Genomic DNA, 23,830 nt, shown 5'->3' with positions numbered 1-23,830 from the left:
CCTCGGAACCCGGCAGCCTCAGAACCCGATGGCTTCGCGCACCAGCACGAGCCGGGCGCGGCCGGGGAACAGTTCGCGTTCCACGATCAGGATCTTCGACAGCACGCTCGGCTGTCCGTAGACGGCCAGGCAGCGCTCGTTCTCCTTGGCGAGCGTGTACGTGCGCACGCGGTGCAGCGCGGTCTCCAGGTCCGGCACCACCTTCTGCGCGCCGACCACCCACACGACCGACGCCGCCCCGTACGCGTAGGGCGCGAGCTGGCTGCCGGTGGCCGAGGCGATCACGAGGTGGCCCTGTTCGGTGACCGCGTGGACGCTGCCCAGGACCACGTCGGGCGTCACGGCCTCCAGCCGGACCTGCTCGGGGTCGCGGTCGGCGTTGCGTTCGCGCAACGCGGCGCGCACCGACCGGAACCGGCCGGACTCGTCGACGTCCTCGGCGATCCCGGACAGGCGTAAGGTCTCGCTCGCCGCCGTGAAGATCGTCTTGTCGGTGGGCAGGGTGTCGTTCAGCAGCCGGCGCGCGTCGGCGACCGTGTCGACCACGTCGACCGTCAGACCGTTGCCCCGGGCGGCTTCGGCGACGTGGTCGACACGGTCGGCCGACGCGGGTGCGGCGAAATCGGGTGTGCTCACTGGTCCTCCAACGACTTGGGTACCACCGGCAGCTCCGTCAGGCCGTGGAACAGCACGCTGTCCTTCCAGCGCAGTTCCTCCGGTGCCACGGCCAGGGCCAGGTGGGGGAAGCGGTCGACCAGGCGGCCCAACGCCACCTGACCTTCGAGCCTGGCCAGCGGCGCACCGAGGCAGCGGTGGACGCCGTGGCCGAACGCGAGGTGCCGGTTGTCCGCCCGGCCGACGTCGAACCGGTCCGAGTCGGCGAACCGCTCGGCGTCCCGGTTCACCGGGCCCACCAGCACGAGCACGAACTCGCCCGCGGCGATGTCCACGTCGCCCAGCCGCACGGGCTCGGCCGCGAACCGCAGCGTGGTCGTCGTGCCCGGACCCTCGAAGCGCAGCACCTCCTCGACCGCGTCGGGCAGCAGCGCCGGGTCCCGGCGCAGCCGGTCGAGCTGGTCGGCATGCGTGAGCAACGTGAGCACGCCGTTGCCGATCAGGTGCGCCGTCGACTCGTAGCCCGCCGTCAGCATCAGGAAGGCCATCGCGACCAGCTCGTCCTCGTCGAGGCGGTCCTCGTCGTCGCGGGCCCGCACCAGCGCGGCGAGCAGGTCCTCATCGGTGCCCGCCCGCTTGCGCGCCACGAGATCGGCCAGGTAGTCGGCCATCCGCGCGGACGCGGCGCCCATCTCCGCGGGCGTGGCGCCGAACGCGATCCCGTCGGAGATCACGCGGAACTCGGCCCGCTCGTCCTCGGGCACGCCGAACAGCTCGCCGATCACCGTGACGGTCAGCGGGAACGCGAAGTCGCCGAGCAGGTCGACCCGGTCCCGGTCGGCGAACCCGTCGAGCAGTCCGTCCACCACCTGTTCGACCCACGGCCGCAGCAGCTCGACGCGCCGCTGGGTGAACTCCGCGGTGACCAGCCGGCGCAGCCGGGTGTGGTCGGGCGGGTCCTGGTTGAGCATGTGCGACTGGAGGATGCGGGCCAGGCGCGTCACCTGGACGCCCTGCTCCTCCTGCTTGTCGTGCAGTGGCGCGGCCCGGCGGGAGTCCTTGCTCAACGCCGGGTGCGCGAGGGCCTCTTTCGCTTCGTCGTACCCGACGACCAGCCACACGGGCAGGCCGCCTGGCAACACGGCCCGGCGCACCGCGCCGCCGCCGTCCTCGCGTAACCGCTGGTGGAAAGTATGCCGCCGTTGGACGAAGTCCTCGTCCAACGCGATCGGCGACGCGTCTGCCGCGCTCATGTTCCCCGATCTCCCAGTGGAGGGGAGTGCTCCCCGGTCCGCCGGCCGGATGCCGGCGGGAAACCCGTCATGTGCCCGCCGTCCGGTCGCCGGCGGTGTCGGCCAGCAGCGCCCGCGCCCGGTCGGCGCGCAGCGGGCGCCCGGTGTCCAGGGCCACGGTCAACGCGCGCTCCGCGTGCTCCACGGCGGTGAGCCGGTCGCCGGCGGCCAGTTCGACGCGGGCGGCGGTGAGCCGTGCACCCGGCTCGTGCAGCAGGAAACCGCTGTCCTGGATGGACTTCAACGCGGTGTGCACGTGCCCGCGTGCGGTCGCCGGGTCGGTCGCCGCGTCCGCCAGACCGATCTCGGCCTCGATCACACCGTACAGGTAGGGGCCCATCGCGCCCGCGATCGTCCGCGCCTGGCGGTGGTGCGCGGTCGCCTCGTCGAGCGCGCCCCGCGCGGTGGACAGCAGGCCCAGCGCGTTCAACGCGTCCACCTCGGTGCGGCGGTGCTTGACCTGGCGGCTCAGCTCCAGGCCGCGCCGGGCCGCGTCCGCGGCCTCGGCCGCGTCGCCGCACGCCAGGCGCACCCCGGACAGCGCCACCAGGCAGCGGCTCGTGCCGAACGCGTTGCCGATCCGCTCGTACGCGGCCAGCGCGGCGGTGAGCTGCGTCGTCGCCTCGGCGTACCGGTCGAGGTCGCGGTAGGTCAGGCCGAGCGTGAACCGCCACGCGGTCTGCACGTACGACTCGTCCGGCGGCGGCTCGACGGGCACGGCGGCGGTCAGCAGGTCCAGGGCCTCGGGCAGCCGGCCCAGGTAGCGGTAGGCGATGCCCAGGCCGTGCTGGGCGCCGGCGCGGTAGTAGCCGCCGTCGTCGCCGTTCGCGGTCAGCTCGATCGTGCGGTCGAAGTGCTCGCACGCCTTGAGCAGGCGTCCGGTCCACAGGAACGACATGCCCAGCGTGTGGTGGCACGGCTGCTGGTACACGGGCCGGTCCAACCGCTGGTAGAGCGCCAACGCCTGCTCCAGCGCGTCGATCGCGTCGCCCATGCGCCCGGTCGAGCTGTACGCGTGGCCCAGGCTGACGAGCATGATCGCCTCGCCGGACAGGTCGCCCTCGTACCGGGCCGCGCGCAGGCCGGTGCGCGTGACCGTGACCCACTCGCCGAACCTCGGCGCGAGCGCCAACGGCGAGGACATGGCGTCCGCCAGGTGCCACGTGTGGTGGCGCGGACCGTGCTCGGCGGCGTGGTCGACGGCCGCGTGCAGGTTCGGGTACTCCTGCTCGAACCACGCGGTCGCGGCGGCCCGGTCGGCGGGCTCCGGGAACGGCACGTCGGGCAGCCGCGCCGGCGGCTCCGGCGGTCGGCGGATCGGCTCGATCAGCGCCGACGCCGCGCACGCCGCCCGGAAGTAGTGCGCGTACAGGCGGTCCACCGCGGCGTCCCGGGTCGTGGCCGCGTCCTCGACCCGACCGCGCTGCGCCGCGTAGTAGCGGACCAGGTCGTGCAACTGGAAGTGCGCCGGACCGGCCTCCTGCACCAGACCGGCGGTGACCAGCGTGTCCAGCAACCGGCCCGCCTCGTCGGGCGTGGTGTCGGCCAGGGCGGCGGCGGTGTACGCGGTGAAGTCCAGGCCGGGCACCAGGGCGGTCATCCGGAACAGGCGGGCGGCCGACGGCGACAGCGACTCGTAGGACAGGTCGAACGCGGCCCGCACGCCGGTCTGCTCGTCGTTGGCCACGGCGAGCGCGGCCATCCGGTTGCCGTCGCGCAGCAGGTCGACGTAGTCGCGCACGGTCGCGGGCGTGCGCGCGGACAGGTTCGCGGCGGCGATGCGCAACGCCAGCGGCAGGTGGCCGCACAGGTCGACCAGTTCGGCCACGGCCTCCGGGTCGCTGTCGACCACGGTCACGCCGACCACGGACGCGATCAGCGCGACCGCGTCCCGCGCGGGCAGCACGTCCAGGTCGAACCGGACCGCGCCCTCGCGCACCGCCAACCCGGCCAGCGGGTCCCGGCTGGTGATCAGCACCGCGCAGCCGGGCGCGGCGGGCAGCAGCGGGCGGACCTGCTCGGCCGCGTTCGCGTTGTCCAGCACGACCAGGACCTGCTTGTCCGCCAACAGGGACCGGTACGCGGCGGCCTGCTCGTCCACGTCCAGCGGCACCAGGTCCGGCGACAGGCCCAGCGACCGCAGGAACCGGGCCAGTACGCGGGTCGGCGTCACGGGCTCGGCCTGCGCGTAGCCGCGCAGGTTCACGTGCAGCTGACCGTCCGGGAAGTCCTTGCGCAGCCGGTGCGCGACGTGTGTGGCCAGCGCGGTCTTGCCCACGCCCGGCAGGCCGGACAGGACCGCGATGGGGATGGCGTTGCGGTCCGCGCCGGACGACAGCTCGCCGGCCACGGCGTCGGCGATCCCGGCCCGCCCGACCAGGCCGACCAGGTCGGCGGGGAGCTGCATGGGCGGCGGCATGCTCGGCCGGGCGACCGCCGCCGGTCGCCGCGGTCCGGCCAGCTCCGGGTCCTCGGACAGGATCGCCTGGTGCAGGCGGCGCAGTTCGGGGCCGGGGTCGATGCCGAGCTGGTCCACCCGCCGGTCGCGCACCTCGCGGTACACGTCCAACGCCTCGGCCTGGCGGCCGTCCCGGTACAGGGCGAGCATCAGCTGGCCCGAGAACTGCTCGCGCAACGGGTGCTCGACGGTCAGCGCGCGCAGCTCGCCGATCAGGTCGACGTGGCGGCCCAGCGCCAGGTCGGCGTCGATCCGGCGGCCGAGCGCGCCGAGCATCTCCTCGGTCAGGCGCGGCACCTCGGTGCGCTGGATCAGCTCCGACAACACGTCGACCAGCGCCGGACCGCGCCACAGCCGCAGGCCGGCGGTCAGTTCGGCCGACGCCTCGCCGGACCGGCCCGCCGCGGCGGCCTCGCGGCCCCGGGCGACGTGCCGGCGGAACACGTCGAGGTCCAGCTCGTCGGGCGCGAGGCGCAGCAGGTAGCCGGTGGGACGCGTGACGATCCGTGCGCCGCCGTCGTCCTCCACCGCGTCGAACGCCCGGCGCAGCCGGGACACGTAGGTGTGCACGGCCGCGGTCACCCCGACCGGTGGCGAGTCGGCCCAGGTGGACTCGACGACGTGGTCGACCGTGGTCAGGCGGTTGGCCCGCACCGCGAGAGTCGCGAGCAGTGCGGTCTGCTTCGCCCCACCCAGCCGCGCCCTCCCCGTCGCGCCGTGCACCTCGAACGGACCGAGAATCCGGAACTCCACCCTGGCTCCTGGCATTTCGGGTCCACCGGCCGCGCCACCCGAACGCATACCGGCGGACGGTCGGGTCCGAAACTACACGGAGTCGGGAGATCACTGTCGGCGTTCCCCGGAATAACCGTCAGCGGTTTGTAAGGAAGGCTGCCGACAATCGGGGGTAGGCCGCGTGCCACCCGGGGGGTGTGGCAGGCGGGACGCCGAGGGGGAGTCCCCGGATCGGCGTCGGCGGTCGGGGCGGCACGGCAGGGCCGGCACCGGGGGGAGCCGGGTGCCACCCCGACCGCCGGCACCTTCGAGTCCACTGTGGACTTTCAGGTGCAGGTGTCGCCGATCGTGACGGTGATCGGTTCGCTGTACTCGTCGACGCCGTCGTAGCCGTTGAAGACCACGACCTGCCTGGTCGCGACCTGCCCGTACGCCGACGTCGGCAACTCCCAGGTCGTGGTGCCGTCCGCACTGGTGACCGCGACGTCCGTGACCGCCGTCCACGTCCAGCCCGCGCCGGAGTGCCGGTACAGGACCCCGCCCTCGATCATGTGGTCGACGCCCTGCGGCAGGCCGGGCGGGAGCGGGTAGCCGGTGGTGGCGTCGTCGTCGCTGTCCACGAACACGCGTTGGTGCGGGAACTCGCGGACGAAGCTCGCCGCGTAGCGGGCGCTGGTGGCCGTGACGCACGCCGTCGGGTGGTGGACCTGCGGGACCGGGGTGGTGACCGTGACCGGGTTGCCGGTGGCCGAGGTGTTGCCCGCCGAGTCGCGGGCCCGGACGCGGAACGTGTAGGTGCCGCCGGGCACCAGGCCGGTCGCGGTGTAGGCGGTGTCGAAGGTCGTGCCGACGACCGTGCGGCCGAGCAGGATCTCGTAGTCGACCACGGCGACGTCGTCGCGGGACGGCGTCCACCTGAGCACCACCTCGGTGGGGGAGACGGCGGCCCTGATCTCCTTCGGGGTCTCCGGCGACGTGACGTCCTCGACCCCGGCGACGTGGCCGAGTTCCTCGTCCCAGTAGGTCGCGATCGTGTCCCAGGGGTAGGGGTCGTGCGCGCGGTCGGTCACGTACACGTAGCCCGCGCCGTTGGCCTTGCTGCGCGCGACCACGGCCGGCATGGCGTCGGCCGGCACGTCGTAGACCAGGTGCCAGAACTTCTTGCGGTCGGGTCTGGCCAGCTCCCAGGCGGGCGGGGTGTGGGCGAGGTAGGCGGCCCGCGAACCCTCGAACGTGAGGATCGTGTCGGCCACGTCGGCGTAGCACTCCTCGACCGCGCGGCCGGGGTTGAGGACCACGTACGCGCCCGGGTGATGGGCCTTGACGTACGCGACCAGGTCGGCGTAATGGCGGACGTGCAGGTTGTCCGGGCCGCACGCGGACAGCGTCTGGTCGAGGAAGACACCGTCGATGTCCCCGTAGAGCGAGTACCAGCCGTCGACGTCGACCTTGGCCTGCGCCAGCCACGCCTCCGGTGAGATCTCGCCCTCGCGGGTGTGGTGGGAGCCCTGCCCGAGGTCGACGCCGAGGTAGCCGGTGTCCACGTAGACCAGTGCCCGCGCGCCCGAGGCGTGGACGGTGGAGATGGCGTCCGCCCACGCGGCGTCGTGCGGCGCCTCGGGTCTGCTCAGGCTGCCGTTGACCACGACGATGCCGGTGGTCGGGTGGTTGCCCGCGAGCCGGTGGAACAGGGCCCGTCCGTCGGGGGTGTCGGGGCTCCAGTACGCGGGGATCGCGGCGTGCTGGACCGGTTCCGCGTGCGCTAGCGGTGCGGGGGCGACCAACGCCACGGTGGCGACGGCGACGCCTATCCGCGCCGACACCGTGCTCAGACGCGTCATGGCGTCCAGTGTCCAGGTAGGGCCGAAGATCGGACAATCCGACGGACGCCGGGCGAGAGGTCCGCCCTTCGGTCCACCGCTCGGCGTCCTGACCGGCCGTGGCGTTTCCAATCGCCGCCGTTGGGCGGCGGGCCGTCGACCGGTCGGTCCACCCGATCGAGTGGGTCCGAGTGCGTATTTCAGGGTGTCCGAGTGGAGGACTCGCGGGTGAGAGGGGCTCGCAAAGTGACGGTGTCGCCGTGCAGGCCGAACACCACGCCACCGTCCACGACCAACCGGTCGGTGTCGCGGGCGTCGGGCCACACCTCCGGTCGGCGGGCGCCGAGCCGGTCCAGGGTTTCGACGGCGGTCGGCGCGATGCCGTGCGGTGGCGCGAAAGTCGTCGTCCACAGGTCGGCCGGAGTGGTCACGGGCAGGTGCACGGCGTCCGCCGTCCACCGCGGCCGGCCCAGCGCCAGACCGGCCCACGCGTCGGCGAAGCGCGGCGGTGCGGTCGGGGTCGTGGGGGCGAGAGGCCGTGGTGGCGGTGTCGGGCGGTAGGTCAGCACGACGGTGCCGGCACCGTCCACGGTGACCGTGACCTGCCACAGGTCCTCGTCGCCGGAGCCCTCGGCCGTCAACCCGAAGGGACCGTCCACCACGAGACCGCGGTGGTCCAGGGACCAGTCGAGGGAGACCAGGTGCTGACGCGGCCAGCCCGGCGGCACGATCCAGTCGCCCAGGGCGCAGGCCTGTTCCACCATCACCGACACGGGCACCGCCGGGGCACCGGCCACCGTCACCTCGGCCAGGCACGGGTGGGAACCGGGCACGTACGCGCGTCGGCACCGCAACCGGCGGAACGGTTCGAACTCCTCGACGACGCCCAGGTGGTCGGCCAGTCCGTGCAGCCGCGCGAGGTCCGGGTGCCCGGTGAACAACCGGAAACCGCGGAGCTGGCCGGGCACCAGCGCGCTGCCGACCCGGCCGAGGAACATCACCTCGCCGGTACCTCCGGTGAGCAGTTCGGCGATCCACCGCTCGACGCCCTCGGCGGGAGCCAACGTGGACACGTACCGCACGGCCGCGTCGTGGTTGGCGATCACGCCGAGCCGGTCCCACGTGGGCCAGCACAGCGTGCGCACCGGCACCCCGTACGCGTCGCGGGCGTGGAAACCCAGGCGTGCCAGCGCCTCGTTGCCCGCCGCGTAGTCGACCTGGCCGATCATGCCGCCCATCCGGCCCGCGACCGAGCCGACGTTGCAGAACGCCTTGAGCCGCAACGGGAGCACGGCCCGCAGCAGGTTCCCGAACCCGGTCACCTTCACGTCGACCGTGCGCACCACCTCGTCGGCGGTCTTGAGGTCCAGGCGCTTGGGTTCGTCGATGCCCGCGTTGTGCACGACCACGGTCGGCGTCGGTACCCGGTCGAACAACGCCCGCACCTGGTCCTCGTCGGTGCAGTCGCACGGTTCATAGGTGATCCGCAGGCCGTCGTGGGCGGCCTGTGCCAGGTGGTCGCGGACGTCGCGCAGCTCGCGTTCGCGGCGGTGCGCCGCCCGTGCCCGCTTCAGGTCGGCGGTTCCGCGTGCCGCGGCGATCTCCGCCCGCTGCGCCTCGTCGTGTGCCGCGTGGTCGAGGCCGAACCACGGGGCGTCCACCGGCAGCGGACCCCGCCCGGTGACCACGACGTGGCACCCGAACCGCTCCGCGAGTCCCCGCGCCAACGCGAACCCGACGCCCCGCGCGCCGCCGGAGACCACGACGACGTCGTCCGGTCCGAGCGTCACGGCGGGGGGTTCGACCGCCTCGGCGCGTGCGGTCAACGCGTACCGCACACCGTCCCGGTAGCCGATCTCGAACAGGTCCCACGACCCGATCTCGGCGAGCACGGCGGCGGCCACGACGTCCGGCGCGGCGTGCTGGACGTCGACCACCTTGACCCCGAGGGCGGGCAGCTCGCGGGGCAGGCACTTGGCGAACCCGGCCCACACCCCGCCCAGGGGCTGCCCGTCGGCGGCGTGCCGGTACCCCATGAGCCCGCCCATCGCGGTGACGGCCAGGTACCAGTGGTGGTCGACGCGGTGTTCACGGCCCCAGGCCGGGTACCGCGCGCGCAGCGCCTCGGTGGTCGCGGTCAACGCCCGGCGCCAGTCCCCGGTCCCGTCCGCGTCGATGCCGACGCCGGTGACGTTGAGGTCCACGATGCCGTCGATGGCATCGGTGGTGTCCCGGTCGGGGGCGGCCACGATCGCCCCGGCCGCCGCCAACGCCGCGCCCACGTGGGCCACGAGGTCGTGGTCGACGCCCAGCACCAGCACCCGCCGTCCGGTCAGGTCGACCGGTGGCGCGGCCTCGACGGGCACGGGGTGCCAGGTCATCCGGTGCACCGGGCGGGCGGAGGAGTCCGGGTCGAACGAGACCAGGTGCGGCCGGACCGGCACTCCGGACGCGGTCATCGCCGCCACCCCCGGAAGCCGTGCCAAGCCACCGCTTCCACCACTGGTCCCGAGGGGTTGGTCGCCACCGTCGCGAGGAGGCAGGTGGCGGTCGGTCCGGAGCGGTCGGCCGCCACCGGTCCGGTCGGCCGCCCGGTCATCGGCGTTCCCGGGCGGTGACGTGGATGCCGTCGGACGGGAACATGGTGATGTACGTGCCCACCCGCACCGGGCGCGACGACAGCGTCAGGCGGAACCTGCGGGTCGTCATCGCGACCGCCGTGACCAGGGTGGCCAGGGCCAGGTCGCGGCCGATGCACATCCGCCGCCCGCCGCCGAACGGGAAGTACGCCTGGCGGTGGCGGGTCGACCCGTCGCGGAAGCGGGACGGGTCGAAGGCCTCCGGGTCGGTCCAGTGCTCGGCCGACCGGTGGGTGCCGTAGGTGCTCAGCAGGACCGTCGACCCGCCCGGCACGGAGCGGCCGGCCAGGACGTCGTCCTCGATCAGATCGCGCGGGAACTGCCAGACGGGCGGGTGCAGGCGCAACGCCTCGTCGACCGCGGACCGGGTCACCACCAGCTCGTCCCTGGTGGCCGGGGTCGGCGCGGCATCGCCCAGCACGCGGTCGACCTCGTCCTCCACCTCGCGGCGCACGGCCGGGTGGCGGGCCAGTTCGTACAGCGTCCACGCCAGCGCCTGGCCGGTCGTGTCGGTGCCGGCGAGCAGGAGCGTGCGCAGGTCGTCCCGGATGGCCTGCTCGTCGAGGTCGGAGGCCAGCAGGTGGTCCAGCGCGTCCCCGCGCTCGACCCCCGAGCGGCGGCGGGACGTGATCGCGGCGTGCACGACACCGTCGATCACGCGGTGGGACCAGCGCCGTTCCCGCTGGTAGCGGGTGTTCAGGAAGCCCGGCAGCAGTTCGTTGACGCCGAACACCGTCCGCGTGTACATGACCTTGGACGCGATCGCCGCCGCCCGGTCGTACCCCAGGCCCGGCACGGACAGGTCGCGGCCGATCAGGGCCTGGCCCATGGTGCGGGTCGAGATCGCCATGACGTCCGCCGCCATGTCGAACACCTGGCCGGCGCGGGTGGCCCACCGTTCGAGCACGACCCTGGTCGCGGCCACGGCCTCCTCGGCGTCGGCGGTGATCCGCGTCCGGCTGAACGCCGGCTGCACGACCTTGCGGTGCGGACGCCACTGCGGGTCGTCCAGCGTGAGCAGCCCGCGGCCCATGTAGCCGATGAAACCCTTGTACAGCTCGCCGCGCGTGCAGTTGTCCGGGTTGCCACGCAGCACGCGGTCGACCGCCTCGGGCTCGGTAACCTGCACGAACGGCTTGGGCAGCGTCACGTCGACCATGCCGCCGTGGTCCTCCTGGAGGCGCAACGTGTAGCCGGCCGGGTCGCGGAAGTACTCGGCGGCCACGCCCAGCACGGGCAGTCCGCGCGGGCCGCGCGCCACCGGGCAGGCGGGGGTGGTGGTCATGGTCGTCTCCTCGGGGTGTCGTCGAACCGGCCGTCGCGCTGGTCGACGTGCCCGACGACCGTGCCGATGACGTCCTTCACCTGCATCAGCACGGAACCGTCCGGCGCGACCGCGACACACCGGTTGTCCGCCGGTTCGGCTTCGAGGTCGAGATCGGCGGGGGTGACGTACAGCCGGACCGGCGTGCCGGCCAGGTCGGAATCGGAACGGGTGCCGTAGAGGTCGACCCGGCGGATCGCCCTGGGTACGGCGACCGGCGTGTGGTGCCGGTCCACCAGGTCCAGCACGGCCACCCGGACCAGGCCGTCGAGCAGCACCGACGGGACGACCAGGTCGGGGAGATCGCGTCGGATCGCTTGGGGGTCCAAAGCGGACAGCGCCTTCTTGCCGTGCGGGTGCAGTCGCGTGTCCGATGTGGACACGAAGACGCCGGTCAGCTCCACGGCCGCGCCCGGCACGTGGTACGGGTCGCGCACCGGGGTCGTGCCGTGGTCGTCCCAGTGCGGCCAGGTCGGCGAGGGCACGGGTTCGTCGCGCAGCCGCACCACGGCCGAGAAGTGCGGCCGGTCGGCGGCGAGAACCCGGCCGTCGGGCGCGTGCACGTCGCCCGACACGTGCACCTGTACGACCGACTCGACCTCGTCGGCCGACACCAGCTCGGCGGTGATCTTCTTGGTGCGCGGGCGTTCGTCGTACACGCGCAGGAACGAGTGCAGCCTGACGTCCTCGAACACGACCGGGATCCGGTGCGGCACGAGGGCGAGCGCGGCCTCGGCCGCGAGTTCGGGCACGAACGTGCCGGGCAACGTCGGGTAGCCGTGCACCCGGTGGTCGGCCAGCCAGCCGTCGCGGGCCAGGTCGAACGTGCGGGTGGCGACCAGGGTCGTCGGGGACGGGTGCTCGACGGTGTCCAGGAACGGCAACGGGCGCAGGTGCGCGTAGCCCGGCAGTGCCGCCGCGATCGCCGCGCGTTCCTTGTCCCCGTAGAACACGGTGGTCTCGGGCGTGCCGAGTTCGGCCAGGAAGTGCGCGACGCCCTCGGCGGTCGGGGTGGCGGTGAACTGGTCGCTCTTGGCCAGGAACGCCCGCATGATCGGCGTCGCGCCCAGGCCGGTGTCGCGCCACAGCGTCCAGCCCGTGGTCGACTCGCCGCCGCCCGCCGCGCCGGCCGCCGTGTTGAGGAAGTCGTTGGCCGAGGCGTAGTCCGTCTCGCCGAGCTGGCCGGTGAACCCGACGAACGAGCCGAAGTTGAGCCACCGGCGCGGCGGCCGGTCGCGCAGCGCGTCCTTGAGGTTGAGGTACGTGTGCAGCTTGAGGTCGCGCACGGCCCGGAAGTCGTCGGGCGACTTGGACCGCACGTCGGCCGCGCGGTTGGTGCCCGCGATGTTGAGCAGCAGGTCCGCCCGTCCCCGACCGGCGACGGCGGCCCGGACCGCCGCCGGGTCGCGCAGGTCGCAGCGCACGTACTCGACGCGTCCCGGTCCGCAGAGTTCCGACAGGGCGGTGAGCGTGGCGTCGACCTCGCGGGCCTCGCGCAGCTTCTCGAACCTCGCCGACGCCGCCCCGACCGGCACGCCCAGGGCGGCCTGCTCCCGGATGTAGCGGGCCTTGTCGGCGGTGGTCGACCGGTCCGGCTCGGTGCTGCCCAGGACGAGCAGGCGTGGGCGGAAGCGGCGGGCGAGTGCGAGCAGGATCGGTGCGCCGATGCCCCGGGCGCCGCCGGCGGCGACGACCAGCGAGGTGGTGTCGAGCGTGAAGTCGCCGGGGCCGGCGGGTTTGCCGACGGCCTTGGGCGTGCGCCTGCGGTTGTCCACATAGGACACGACGGGGAGGTGTTGTCGGGCGCCGAGTTCTCGCACGGATCGGGCGAGCGCCTGGTCGACCGGGCCGGGTTCGTGCAGCGTGGCGACGGTGGGCACGTCCGGGAACTCCAGCGCCAGGCTCTTCACGAACCCGGTGAACAGCCCGGTGAACGCGCCCGGCACACCGTCGTGGACGGCGTCGAGCAGGGTGACCAGGAGCGTGTCCGGCTTGGCGCGGGCGGCCAGGAACAGCAGCTCGTGCAGGTCGAGCAACGCGCGGACGGCAGGCGACCAACCGACCCCGACCCGACCGTGGTCGACCAGCACGCGCACGTGCCTCGAAGGAGGTGGCGCGACCACCGGCGAGACGCCGTCCGCGACGAGCACGGTCGCGTCGTGCGGCAGGTCGAGCCCGGCGACGGCCGCGCGGGAGTTGGTCAACACCAGGACACCCGGCGGCAACGCGGGTGGGGTCGGCCGCACCACGACCCTGGGGTGCTCGACCCAGGTCAGGACGTGCCGGTCGAGCAGGAACGGCTCGGCGGGCGGGGACTCCGACAGGTGGTCGGCCGGGTGTGCGTCGGGCGCGGGTCGGCTGGTGTGCGGTGGGTTTCCGGGCGTGGCCGCGTGGTCGTCGTGCGGGCGGCGCAGGTGCAGGCCCGGTCGGTCGAAGTGTCGTGGTGCCCGGGGATCGGCGAGCCAGGCCACGAGGTCGCGGGCGGTCACGGGGACTCCTCCGTCAGTTCGGCCAGGACCGGCAGGCCGGTGGCCTCGGCCAGGTCCCCGGTCGCCACGGCGAACAACGCGGCGCCCTCGGTGGGTGGCGTGGCCGAGTCGGTCAGTGCCCGCCAGGACGGGAGCGTGTTGCCGTGCACCCCGGCGACCAGCACCAGGTCCACGTCGCCGAACTCCAGGTAGCGCCGGGCCGTCGCGAACGCCTGGGACAGGGACTCGTCGCCACCGTCCACGGCCACGTTCAGGCCCCGCAGGTCGAAGCGGTTGCACGGGCGGGCGGCGATGACGTTCGGCATGCCGCCGGGGAACGAGTCCTCGGTCGGCGCGCCGATCAGCCCGGTGGCGTGGTGGCGTGCCCGCTTCAGCAGCACCTTCACCGACTCCGTGTCGGCGGCCTCGTCCAGCGCGTCCAGGTAGGCGCGCAATCCGTACAGCGACGCCGAACGCGTCGGCCCGGTGTGCCCGACCACGACGCCCACCCGCGCGTGGTGCGCCTCGCACACCGCCCTGACCTCGGCGGGCAGGCGGTCGACGCACTCCAGGATCGCCAGCTGGGTCCGGTCGGTCGCGCGGACCGCCGCCGCGGGCATCCGCAACAGGTGGAACGGCGGGTGCGGGTAGGCGTCGCCGAACGTGCCGCCGTCGGCCAGGTGCGTGGACCAGCCGACGACGACCGCCGGTCGCGCGGCGCGCGTGCCGTAGCCGGAACGATTCGCCCTACCGGGTCGGTATTCCTGGACGAGCAGGTGCGCGTTCGTGCCGCCGAACCCGAAGCCCGACACGGCGACCGTCCGCGGTCGGTCGGCACGGGCGGGCCACGGCACCGACTCGGTCGGCACGGTCAACCCCGTGCCCTCGATGCCGAACCGCTCGGGCACGGCGGTGAACCGGTGCTGCGCCGGAATCCGGCCGTGCCGCAACGCCAGCAGCGCCTGGATCACCGACACCACGCCCGCCGCCCAGCCGGTGTGGCCGATCAGCGACTTGTTCGACGTCACCTGGACGGTGCCGGACGAATACGCGTCCCGCAGCGCGGTGAACTCGGCTTCGTCGCCGGCGGGCGTGCCTGTGGCGTGCGCGATCACCCAGTCGACGTCGGCGGGCCCGATCCCGGTGCGCGCCAACGCCCGCGAGATCGCCAGCGACTGCCCGCCGCTCGACGGGGCGTAGATCGCCTTGCCCCGACCGTCGGCGGACAGCCCGGACCCGGCGAGCACGCCCAGGATCGCGTCGCCGTCGGCCAACGCCCGCGACAACCGCTTGGCCACCACGACACCCGCGCCGTCGGAGAACAGCACGCCGTCGGCGTCCCGGTCGAGCGCCCGCACCGCACCGGTCCGACTCAGCCCGCGCACCTTGGCGAACAGGACCGAACCCGGTGGGGCCAAAGCGAAAGCGCCGCCGCAGACGGCCACGTCCGCGCGTCCCGCGACCAGGTCACGGATGCCCAGGTCGATCGCGTAGAGCGACGACGAGCACGCGGTGTCGACCATGACGAGCCGGGCGTCGTCGGGCACGAGCCCGCGCAGTGCGTCCTGTCCGATCCGGTGGGACAGCGGCAGGTGGCCCGTACGGCTGCCGGGCAGCACCCGGTCGGCGAAGGCGGCGACCTCGGCGGCGTGCTCCGGATCGGCCAACGCCTCCAGTTCACCGCGCACCAGGGCTTCCTGGAGGTGCGGGCTGCCGTCGGGGGTGTAGCCGACGCACACGGAGAACCGGTCGCCCGGCCGGGTGGTCACGTGCTCCAACGCCTGGATCGCGCTGTGCCGCAACCACTTCGCGGTCGGGTCGGCCGCGAAGTCGGGTTCCAGGCGCGGGTGCGGCGTGAAGTCGGTGATGAACCCGGACCGGGACTGGTAGGTCTTGTCCGGTGCGTCCGGGTCGTCGTCGTGGAAGGCGTGCGCGGGCCACCGGTCGGGCGGCACCTCGACGAACTGCTCGCCGCCACGCTCCAGCAACCGCCAGAACCCGTCCGGGTCGGACGCACCCGGCACCGCGAGTCCCATGCCGACGACGACGACCGGATCCGGGTCGGTGGGAAGGGACGGGCGGTCGGTGGTCGGGACGGATGCGGTGGTGTGGTCGCTGCCGACCGGGTCCGGGGTGGTGACGCGTGATGGCGACTCGCCGTCGGTGGCCGGGTCCGTCGAAGTCGGGCGGCTGTGCCGGACCGGGTGCCGTTCGTCGCCGTGAAGGGTGCTGGAGGCCGTCGTGGACGGCGTGCTCGGGGTCGGTGCCATGGCGTGGCGCATCAGGGACAGACCGCCGTCGGCCAGCAGCGTCTGACCCGTGACGAACCGGGAGCCGGGCGAGGCCAGCAACAGCACCACGTCCGCCAGGTCGTCGGGATCGCCGAGCCGCCCGGCGGGCGTGGCCGCGACGGTGTTGGCCCGCACGCTGTCGGCACCCGGGAACCGGCGGCCGACCTCGTTGTCCAGCAAGGCGGCCGACGCGGTGTTGACGCGGATGCCGTCCTCGGCGAACTCGGCGGCCAGGTACCGGGTCAGCGATTCCAGTGCGGCCTTGGCGATGCCGACCGGCAGGTAGTTCGCCGGTGCGTGGCTCGCGCCGATCGACGACACGTTCACGATGCACGGGTCCGTGCCGCGTGCCAGCAGCGGGCGGGCCGCGCGGGCGCACCACAGGGCGCCCTTGACGTTGGTCGCGAACGCCTGGTCGAGGTGTTCCTCGGTCAACTCGTCCCAGGACGCGAACGTCCCGGCCGCCGCGTTGTTGACCAGGATGTCCAGGCTGCCGTGCGTGCGGTCCACCTCGGCGACCATGCGCTCGACCTGCGCGGGCTTGGCGACCGACGCACGCATGACCTCGGCGTGGTGACCGGCCGACACCAGGTCGTCGGCCAGTCGTCGGCCCGCGTCGTAGGAGTGGAAGCAGTTGATCAGCACCGTGGCGCCGGCCTCGGCCAGCCCGCGCACGATCCGCTCGCCCACGCTGCCCGCACCACCGGTGACCAGGGCGACCCGACCCCCGAGCGGCCCGGTCACCGGCTCAGCGCTTCCCGCACGAACGCCACGACCTGCCCGAACGTCCGGTAGTCCCCGACCCGCGCCCGGTCGGGGCGCGGCCCGAGCCCGAACTCCTGCCCGAGCCGGTTCATCAGTTCGGTCTGCTTGACCGAGTCGACGCCGAGATCGGCCTCCAGCTCGGCGGCCGACTCGAACACCTCCTCGGGGTACTCCAGGGCCGTCGCGTACATCCGCCGGATCCGGGACTCGACGTCCTCGGCGGTCGGGGCCGGGTGGGGAAGGGCCGCGGGTGCGTGAGGTGCCGACGCCCCGACGGTGTCGGTGGTCTGGTGCGCGGCTCGCACGGCGTCCGCCCTGGCGGGAACGGTCGCGGGAGCGAGGGGTGCCCCCGCCACGTCGATGGCGGCCGGTCGGGTGACGGGTGCCGAAAGCGCCTTGGCCGGTCCGGAGGCCGGGCGGGGGAAGGGCGCCGGGAGTGTTGTGGGGAAGAGGTCCGCCGTGGTGGCGCCGTCCGTACCCACCGCGGCGGAGTGGGCGGGCGGCACGCGGGTCGCCAGGGTCGGCACCGGCGGCGTGGTGGTCAGGAACTCCACGGTCCGGGTCAGGTTGTCCGGGCCGCCGTGCAGCGGCGTCAGCACGGTGTCCGCCGGGTGGGCCGAGCGGACCAGGGTGGTCAGCGTGCGGCCGGCTCCCAGTTCCACCCACACGCGGGTCCCGTCGCGGTGGGCGCGGTCGACCGTCGGACCGAACGAGACCGGGTGCACGAGGTGCGCCGGCAGGGACTCCGACAAGTCCTCCCGAGGCCGGTAGTAGCGGCCCAGGATCGGCGAGAACACCGGCGTGTGCGGGATCGACGTCCTGATCCCCCGCAGCGCCTCCGCGAACGCCACGCGGGCCGGTTCCAGCAGCACGTGGTGGAACGGGTGGGGTGCGCGCAACGCCGCCACCGGCACGCCCAGGGCCGAGCCGATCCGCTCCACCCGGCGCAACGAGTCCGCCGGGCCCGACACCACGGTCTGCCGCCGCCCGTTGTCGACGGCCACCACCACGTCCCGGGTCGGCAGCAGTTCGAGGATGCGTTGCACCCGGTCGCGCTCGCAGCTCAACGCCAGCATCCCGCCGCCGCTGGTGTCCACCTCGCGCAACACCGCGATCCGCTGCGCCAACACCCACGCGCCGTCCTCGGTGGACAGTGCGCCGGCGCACACGAGCGCGGAGATCTCGCCCAGGCTGTGCCCGGCGAACACCGACACCGAGGCGCCCCGTGACCGCAGCAGCGCCGCCAGCGCCACCGACGTCGCGAACCCGGCCACCTGCGCCAGGTCCGGCTCGGTCGCGTACAGCTCGTCCTCGCCCAGCCGGTCGGTGCCGGTCGTCGACTTCAGCAGGTGCAGTGCCAGCGTCTCGCGCACCACCTCGTCGACGGTCGCCAGCTCCGCGCGGGCCACCCCGTCGGCGAGCAGCACGTCCACCGCGCCCGCCCGGAAACTCCCCTGTCCAGGTAACAGTCCTATCGACGTCTCCACTCGGTTCCCCTCACCAGTCCAGCGGCTCGCCGGTCGCGCCGGCGCTCGCCGCGATCAGTTCCGCGCGCTCCGCACCGTCCACCATGGACAGTCGGGCGGCGACGCCGTCCGGGTCGGCGGCGGCCGAGGCCAGCAGCGCGTGGTAGTGCCCGGCCATGCGGCGGATCGTGCTCTCGTCGAACAGATCGGTCGAGTACTTGAGCACCGTGCCCACCGCCCCGCGACTCATGTGCAGTTCCAGCGTCAGGTCGAACTGCCCGGTCTGCTGCGGCGGCATCGTCGTGGCCGCCACGCGCACGCCCTGGTACTCGAAATCGGTGCTGCCCCGGAACAGCTCATCCAGCAGAGTGTCCTCACCCCCCGCCAGATACGCGCTCACGACGACCTGGAACAACGCGGACCGGCTGCGGTCCTGCGGCACGCCCAGTTCCGCCGGCAGCAGGGCGAACGGCAGGTCGCGGTGCGCGGTCGCGTACCGGAGCTGCCGCGAGGTCTCCTCGGCCAGCTCGCGGAACGTCGTCGCCCGGCCCACGCGGGGCCGCAGCAGCACCGGGTTGGCGAAGTTGCCGACCACGTTCGCCATCCGGCGGTCCTTCGTGGACAGCACGCACCCGAGCAGGAAGTCGTCCTGCCCGCTGTACCGGTGCAGCAGCAACTGGAACGCGGTCACCAGGAACACGAACGGCGTCACGCGCACGCCGCGTGCCGCCGCGCGCAGGTCCGCCACCACGTCGTCGGGCACGCGCGTGAGCATCGCCGCACCCCGGTAGCGCTGCACGGGCGGGCGCGGCCGGTCGGTGGGCAGGTCGAGCGTGAACGGCGCGCCGGCCACGGCCTGCCGCCAGTACGCCACCAGCTCGGCCCGGCGCGGCGACTCCAGCACCGCGATCTCGGCGCGCACATGATCGGCGAAGGTCGCGGGCAGCTCGGGCAGTTCGGTATCCGCGCCGGAGCGGTAGAACGCGAACAGATCCCGCAAAATCACGGTCTGCGACCCTGCGTCGACCACGGCGTGGTGTGCCACCATCACGAAGACGGTCTCGTTCGGCCCGACCAGGAGCACGAACCGGATCAGCGGTGCCTCGCGCAGCCGGAACGGCTCGGTGATCACGGCCGACACCAGGTCGGTGAGCACCTCGTCGTCGACCCGGCGCACGTCCAGGCGCACCACGTCGTCGTGCACCACACGGCCTCTGGCATCGTCGAAGGACGAACGCAGCATGTCGTGCCGCCGGGCGGTGAGCCGGACGGCCGCGGCCAACGCGTCGAGGTCGATCTCGTCGCGAATGCCGAATGCGAATGCCACGTTGTACGCGGCGCTGTCGGGAGCGAGGTCGTGCAGGAACCGCAGGGCTTCCTGGCCGACCGACAACGGGGACGTCGACATTTTTCCCACGGTAGCCGATCGACCTGCTAAACCGGCCGGAGTTCTCCGATAGAGGCCAAAAATAGAACCCCGGCCCGCCGATATGGGCCCAGTATTGGATTCGGGGTGAGGCTCTGCGGTGCCTGGGTCTCTGCTGCCGTGCCGGCGGGCCGCCCCCGCCCCGCACGCCGCAGATCGGAATCTTGTGGAGGAGTTGCCGTTACATGGCGAACGATGGGTTGGCGCGCCCGGTCGCGCTGGTGTCCGGGGGAGCACGGGGAATAGGTCGGGCGGTCGTCGTCCGACTCGCGCAGGCGGGCTACGACGTGGCCTTCTGCTACCGCCGGGACGTGTCGGCGGCCGAACTGACGATCAAGGAAGCCGGGCTGCACGGCGGTCGCGTGATCGCCGAGCAGGTCGACGTGGCGGACAAGGCGCAGGTCGACGAGTACGTCGAGCGCACCGTCGCGGAGCTGGGCGTACCCAGCGCGCTGGTCTCGTGCGCGGGTGTCGTGCGGGACAAGCCGCTCGCGCTGCTCACGACCGACGACTGGAACGACGTCCTGCGCACGAACCTCGACGGCGCGTTCCACCTGTGCCGCGCGGCGCTGCGCCCGATGATCGGTCTGCGCGGCGGCTCGATCATAACGGTGTCTTCCATTGCCGGTGTCGAGGGCAATGCGACGCAGACCAACTACTCGGCGTCCAAGGCCGGCCTGATCGGGTTCACGAAGGCCCTGTCCAAGGAGGTCGGCCGCTACCGCATCAGGGCGAATGTCGTCGCACCCGGCCTGATCGACACCGACATGACCGCCGGGCTCGACGAGAAGACGATCAAGGGCTATCTGCAGCGGGTTCCGCTGAACCGTTTCGGCAAATCCGCCGAGGTCGCGGACACGATCGCATTCCTGGCCTCCGAGCAGGCGTCCTACATCACCGGCCAGGTGTTCCGGGTGGACGGCGGTATCGGACTGTGAACGGCAGATTGCGTATTTCCGTCTTCGGTGGAGGTCTCCGGTGAACCGTGGTTCCAGAATCGCGGGCGTCGGCTCCTACCGACCGGTCCGCAGAGTGTCCAACGACGAGCTGGCCGCCACCACCACGGTGAGCGCCCAGTGGATCGTCGAGCGCACCGGCATCAGCGCGCGCCGCTACGCCGGCGACGACGAGACCGTGGTCTCGATGGCGACGGCCGCCTCGATCGCCGCGGTCAAGGCCGCCGACCTGGTGCCCGACGACATCGACCTGGTCATCCTCGCCACCTCCACCCGTGAGCAGCTCGCCCCGGCGGGCGCGCCCCAGGTCGCCACCGGCCTCGGCGCGCGCGGCGCGGGCGCGTTCGACCTCAACGCGGTGTGCGCCGGCTTCACGTTCGGTCTGTCCATGGCATCGGCGGCGGTGCGCACGGGCCAGGCGCGCAACGTGGTGCTCGTCGGCTCGGACAAGCTGTCCCCGATGATCGGGCCGGAGCTGCCCGACACCTACGCGATCTTCGCCGACGGCGCGGGCGCGGTCGTCGTCACCGGCGCCGACCACGAGGGCATCGGCCAGGCGGTCTGGGGCAGCGACGGGTCGCGTCACGACGTGATCGAGTCGCGCACCCGCGAGGACGGCGCCCTGCGCGCCACCATGGACGGCCCGATCGTCTACCGCTGGGCCACCGGCGAGATGCCCGCCGTCGCGCACGCCGCGTGCGAGCGCTTCGGCGTGACGCTCGCGGACATCGACTGGTTCGTGCCGCACCAGGCCAACCGGCGCATCATCACCACGATCTCGCGGGCGCTGAAGGTGCCCGCGGACAAGGTCGTCGACGACATCGGCGAGACCGGCAACACGTCGTCGGCGTCCATCCCGCTCGCGCTGTCCGCACTGCGCGACAGCGGCCGGACCGAACCGGGACAGCTCGTGCTGTTCCTCGGCTTCGGCTCGGGACTGAGCCACGCGGGCCTCGTCGCCCGCATGTGCTGACACCACTTCCGCCAACCGAGAGGAACACGGCCATGTCCGTGGAGATCGTCAACGCCATCAGCACCGTGATCCGGGAGCTGATCCCCGAGTACGAGGGCGACATCGACCTGTCGTCGAACTTCGAGGAGATGGGCGTCGACTCGCTGAGCCGGGTCGACCTCGTGGTCGCGTTGGAGCGCGAGTTCTCCGTGACCATCCCCGACTCGGTGCTCGCCGAGCTGACCACCGTCGGGGACCTCGTCGCGTTCGTCGAGAGTGCCGAAACCGCGGGCAGCGTCGCGCGATGACCGAACTGCTGGCAACCGTGCGCGGACGCGACCCGTTAGGACGGGTCGCGTCCCTGCCGGGGCTGACCTCGGTCGACGCGGACGACGGTCCGCGGTTCGGCGGGGTGCTCTCCACGGTCGGCAACACCCCGTTGGTCGAGCTGACCCGGCTCATGCCGCACCTGGACATCCGGGTGTTCGCGAAGCTGGAGCAGTTCAACCCCGGCGGCAGCATCAAGGACCGCTCGGCGCTGAGCATGCTCGGCAACCTGGTCGAGCTGGGTGAGCTGGTGCCCGGCCGCTCGACCGTGGTCGAGTCCAGCTCGGGCAACCTCGCGGTCGGCATGGCGCAGGTGTGCGGCTACTTCGGCCTGCGCTTCGTGTGCGTGGTCGACGGCAAGACCAACCGCCAGACGCTGTCGATCCTGCGCGCGTACGGCGCCGAGGTCGAGGTCGTCACCGAGCGCGACCCGGCGACCGGCGAGTTCCTGCCGCGTCGCCTCGCCCGCGTGCGCGAGCTGCTGGCGGAGATTCCGCACGCGTACTGGCCCAACCAGTACGCCAACCCGCGCAACCCGGCCGCGCACGAGCAGACCATGCACGAGATCGCCAACGCCATGAACGGCCGCGTCGACTACCTGTTCTGCTCGGTCGGCTCGTTCGGCACGCTGCTGGGCTGCTCGCGCTACATCAAGAACTACGGCCTCAACACCGAGATCATCGGCGTCGACGCCATCGGCAGCGTGATCTTCGACGGCCAGCGCCCCTCGCCCCGGCTGATCCCGGGGCACGGCGCGTCCGTGCGGCCCGCCCTCTACCAGGACGGCGCCGCCGACCACGTGATCCACGTGTCCGACCTGGACTGCGTGGCCGCGTGCCGGCGCATCGCCACGACCGAGGCGATCCTGGCCGGCGGTTCGTCCGGCGCCACGGTGGCCGCGCTGGAGCACTTCGCCGACCGCATCCCGGCCGGTGCGCACGTCGCCCTGGTCTTCCCGGACACCGGTGACCGGTACCTGGAGACCGTCTACTCCGACTCCTGGGTGACCGAGCGCTTCGGCGCCGTGCCCGGCCTGGCCGAAGCGGTGACCAACCCTTGCTGATCCTGACGCACGACGAGGTCGCGGGGGTCCTGCGCGACCGCGAGGCCGAGCTGATCGAGCTGGTCGCCGCGGCCTACCGGCTGCACGACGAGGGTCGCTCGGCGGTGCCGCACTCCACGTTCCTGCGCTTCCCCGACGACGACCGCAACCGGATCATCGGCCTGCCCGCGTTCCTGGGCGGCGACCGGCCGTCGGCGGGCATGAAGTGGATCGCGTCCTTCCCGGGCAACCTGGAGAAGGGGCTGGAGCGGGCCAGTTCGGTGATCGTGCTCAACGAGCTGGACACCGGTCGGCCGATCGCGCTGCTGGAGTCGTCGCTGATCTCCGCGAAGCGCACGGCCGCCAGCGCCGCGCTCGCCGCGCGCGAGTTCGGTCCGGCGGGCCTGTCCGGCGCCGGTTTCGTCGGCTGCGGTCCGATCAACCTCGAGGTGCTGCGGTTCCTCCTGGTCGCGGTGCCGACGCTGGCCGAGATCACCCTGTTCGACCTGTCGCCCGCGCGTGCCGAGGCGTTCGCCGCCAAGGCCCGCGAGCTGTCGCCGACGCTGAAGGTCGCCATCGCGACCGACCTGGACGACGCGGTCGGCGCGCACGACGCGTTGTCGCTGGCCACCACCGCCGGCACGCCCCACATGGACCTGTCGAAGGCCCGGCCGGGCGCGACGGTCCTGCACGTGTCGCTGCGCGACCTGACCGTGGAGACCATCCTCGGCGCGCAGAACATCGTCGACGACGCCGACCACGTCTGCCGCGAGCGCACCTCGCTGCACCTGGCCGAGCAGCACACCGGCGGCCGGGACTTCGTCGACGGCCCGATCGGCGGGGTGCTGCGCGGACGCGTGGCGTTCACCCGCGACACCACCCGGCCGCTCGTCTACTCGCCGTTCGGCCTCGGCGCCCTGGACATGGCCGTCGCCGAGTTCGTCAACGCCGAGGCCGCCGCGCGCGGACTGGGCACCACCGTCGCGGGCTTCCTGCCCGGGACCACCAGCTGAGAGGGCAGGACATGAGCGAGCAGGAGCGCTACCTCGTCGTCGTGAACGAGGAGGAGCAGTACTCGATCTGGCCCGCCGACCGCGAGCTGCCGGCCGGGTGGACCGCCGAGGGCTTCGGCGGCGAGAAGCAGGCGTGCCTCGACCACATCGCGCAGGTGTGGACCGACATGCGGCCCGCGAGCCTGCGCCGGCGGATGGCCGACGCCCGTTCCTGACAGCCAGTACGACCTCTGGGGGAGGT

The 23,830-nt window shown here is 73.0% G+C and carries 16 protein-coding genes; 6 read left to right on the top strand and 10 right to left on the bottom strand.

The window, feature by feature from the left end:
* Positions 1-18 precede the first annotated feature (18 nt).
* The 10 genes from F4559_RS22990 to F4559_RS22945 form a co-directional block, all read right to left on the bottom strand.
* The gene (locus F4559_RS22990; protein WP_184671902.1) at positions 19-636 is read right to left on the bottom strand and encodes an LUD domain-containing protein; all 618 of its coding nucleotides are present in this window, start codon (positions 634-636) and stop codon (positions 19-21) included.
* Positions 633-1,868 (bottom strand): cytochrome P450 family protein, encoded by a 1,236-nt coding sequence (locus tag F4559_RS22985; protein ID WP_184671900.1) that lies wholly within the window; start codon positions 1,866-1,868, stop codon positions 633-635. Before F4559_RS22985 ends, F4559_RS22990 begins: the two co-directional genes overlap by 4 nt.
* Before the next feature lie 67 nt (positions 1,869-1,935).
* Positions 1,936-5,118, bottom strand: a complete 3,183-nt coding sequence (locus tag F4559_RS22980) for an AfsR/SARP family transcriptional regulator (protein WP_184671898.1) — start codon at positions 5,116-5,118, stop codon at positions 1,936-1,938.
* Between the two features lie 308 nt (positions 5,119-5,426).
* A complete protein-coding gene (locus F4559_RS22975) occupies positions 5,427-6,941 on the bottom strand; it encodes a spherulation-specific family 4 protein (RefSeq protein WP_184671896.1) in 1,515 nt (504 codons plus the stop codon).
* A 179-nt stretch (positions 6,942-7,120) separates the two neighbouring features.
* Positions 7,121-9,379, bottom strand: a complete 2,259-nt coding sequence (locus tag F4559_RS22970; protein WP_184671893.1) for an SDR family NAD(P)-dependent oxidoreductase — start codon at positions 9,377-9,379, stop codon at positions 7,121-7,123.
* 136 nt (positions 9,380-9,515) lie between these two features.
* Positions 9,516-10,844 carry a cytochrome P450 gene (locus F4559_RS22965; RefSeq protein WP_184671891.1) on the bottom strand — a complete coding sequence of 443 codons (1,329 nt, stop codon included), beginning with the start codon at positions 10,842-10,844 and terminating at the stop codon, positions 9,516-9,518.
* On the bottom strand, positions 10,841-13,372 hold the full coding sequence (locus tag F4559_RS22960) for a KR domain-containing protein (protein WP_184671889.1): 2,532 nt from the start codon (positions 13,370-13,372) through the stop codon (positions 10,841-10,843). Before F4559_RS22960 ends, F4559_RS22965 begins: the two co-directional genes overlap by 4 nt.
* A complete protein-coding gene (locus tag F4559_RS22955; protein ID WP_184671887.1) occupies positions 13,369-16,386 on the bottom strand; it encodes an SDR family oxidoreductase in 3,018 nt (1,005 codons plus the stop codon). Before F4559_RS22955 ends, F4559_RS22960 begins: the two co-directional genes overlap by 4 nt.
* The gene (locus F4559_RS22950) at positions 16,383-17,894 is read right to left on the bottom strand and encodes an acyltransferase domain-containing protein (protein WP_184671885.1); all 1,512 of its coding nucleotides are present in this window, start codon (positions 17,892-17,894) and stop codon (positions 16,383-16,385) included. Before F4559_RS22950 ends, F4559_RS22955 begins: the two co-directional genes overlap by 4 nt.
* Positions 17,895-17,904: 10 nt before the next feature.
* Positions 17,905-19,281, bottom strand: coding sequence for a condensation domain-containing protein (locus tag F4559_RS22945; RefSeq protein ID WP_184671883.1), 1,377 nt, complete (start codon positions 19,279-19,281; stop codon positions 17,905-17,907).
* Between the two features lie 203 nt (positions 19,282-19,484).
* Between F4559_RS22945 and fabG the strand changes: the two genes are divergently transcribed.
* The 6 genes from fabG to F4559_RS22915 are packed head-to-tail and all read left to right on the top strand — an operon-like array spanning position 19,485 to position 23,804.
* A complete protein-coding gene (fabG, locus tag F4559_RS22940; protein ID WP_184671881.1) occupies positions 19,485-20,237 on the top strand; it encodes a 3-oxoacyl-ACP reductase FabG in 753 nt (250 codons plus the stop codon).
* 40 nt (positions 20,238-20,277) lie between these two features.
* Entirely contained in the window at positions 20,278-21,228 is a 951-nt protein-coding gene (locus F4559_RS22935) for a beta-ketoacyl-ACP synthase 3 (protein ID WP_184671879.1), read from the top strand.
* Positions 21,229-21,260: 32 nt separating this feature from the next.
* The gene (locus F4559_RS22930) at positions 21,261-21,515 is read left to right on the top strand and encodes an acyl carrier protein (protein WP_184671877.1); all 255 of its coding nucleotides are present in this window, start codon (positions 21,261-21,263) and stop codon (positions 21,513-21,515) included.
* Positions 21,512-22,597: a 2,3-diaminopropionate biosynthesis protein SbnA gene (gene sbnA / locus F4559_RS22925; RefSeq protein WP_184671875.1), complete on the top strand. Its 1,086-nt coding sequence runs from the start codon at positions 21,512-21,514 to the stop codon at positions 22,595-22,597. Before F4559_RS22930 ends, sbnA begins: the two co-directional genes overlap by 4 nt.
* Positions 22,591-23,589: a 2,3-diaminopropionate biosynthesis protein SbnB gene (gene sbnB / locus F4559_RS22920; protein ID WP_184671873.1), complete on the top strand. Its 999-nt coding sequence runs from the start codon at positions 22,591-22,593 to the stop codon at positions 23,587-23,589. Before sbnA ends, sbnB begins: the two co-directional genes overlap by 7 nt.
* Before the next feature lie 11 nt (positions 23,590-23,600).
* Positions 23,601-23,804, top strand: coding sequence for an MbtH family protein (locus tag F4559_RS22915; RefSeq protein WP_184671871.1), 204 nt, complete (start codon positions 23,601-23,603; stop codon positions 23,802-23,804).
* Positions 23,805-23,830: the final 26 nt, after the last annotated feature.

Source organism: Saccharothrix violaceirubra, from assembly GCF_014203755.1.
Lineage (GTDB): Bacteria > Actinomycetota > Actinomycetes > Mycobacteriales > Pseudonocardiaceae > Actinosynnema > Actinosynnema violaceirubrum.
Note: the sequence above shows the minus strand (reverse complement) of the source record. Positions and strands in the feature narration are given on the sequence as shown.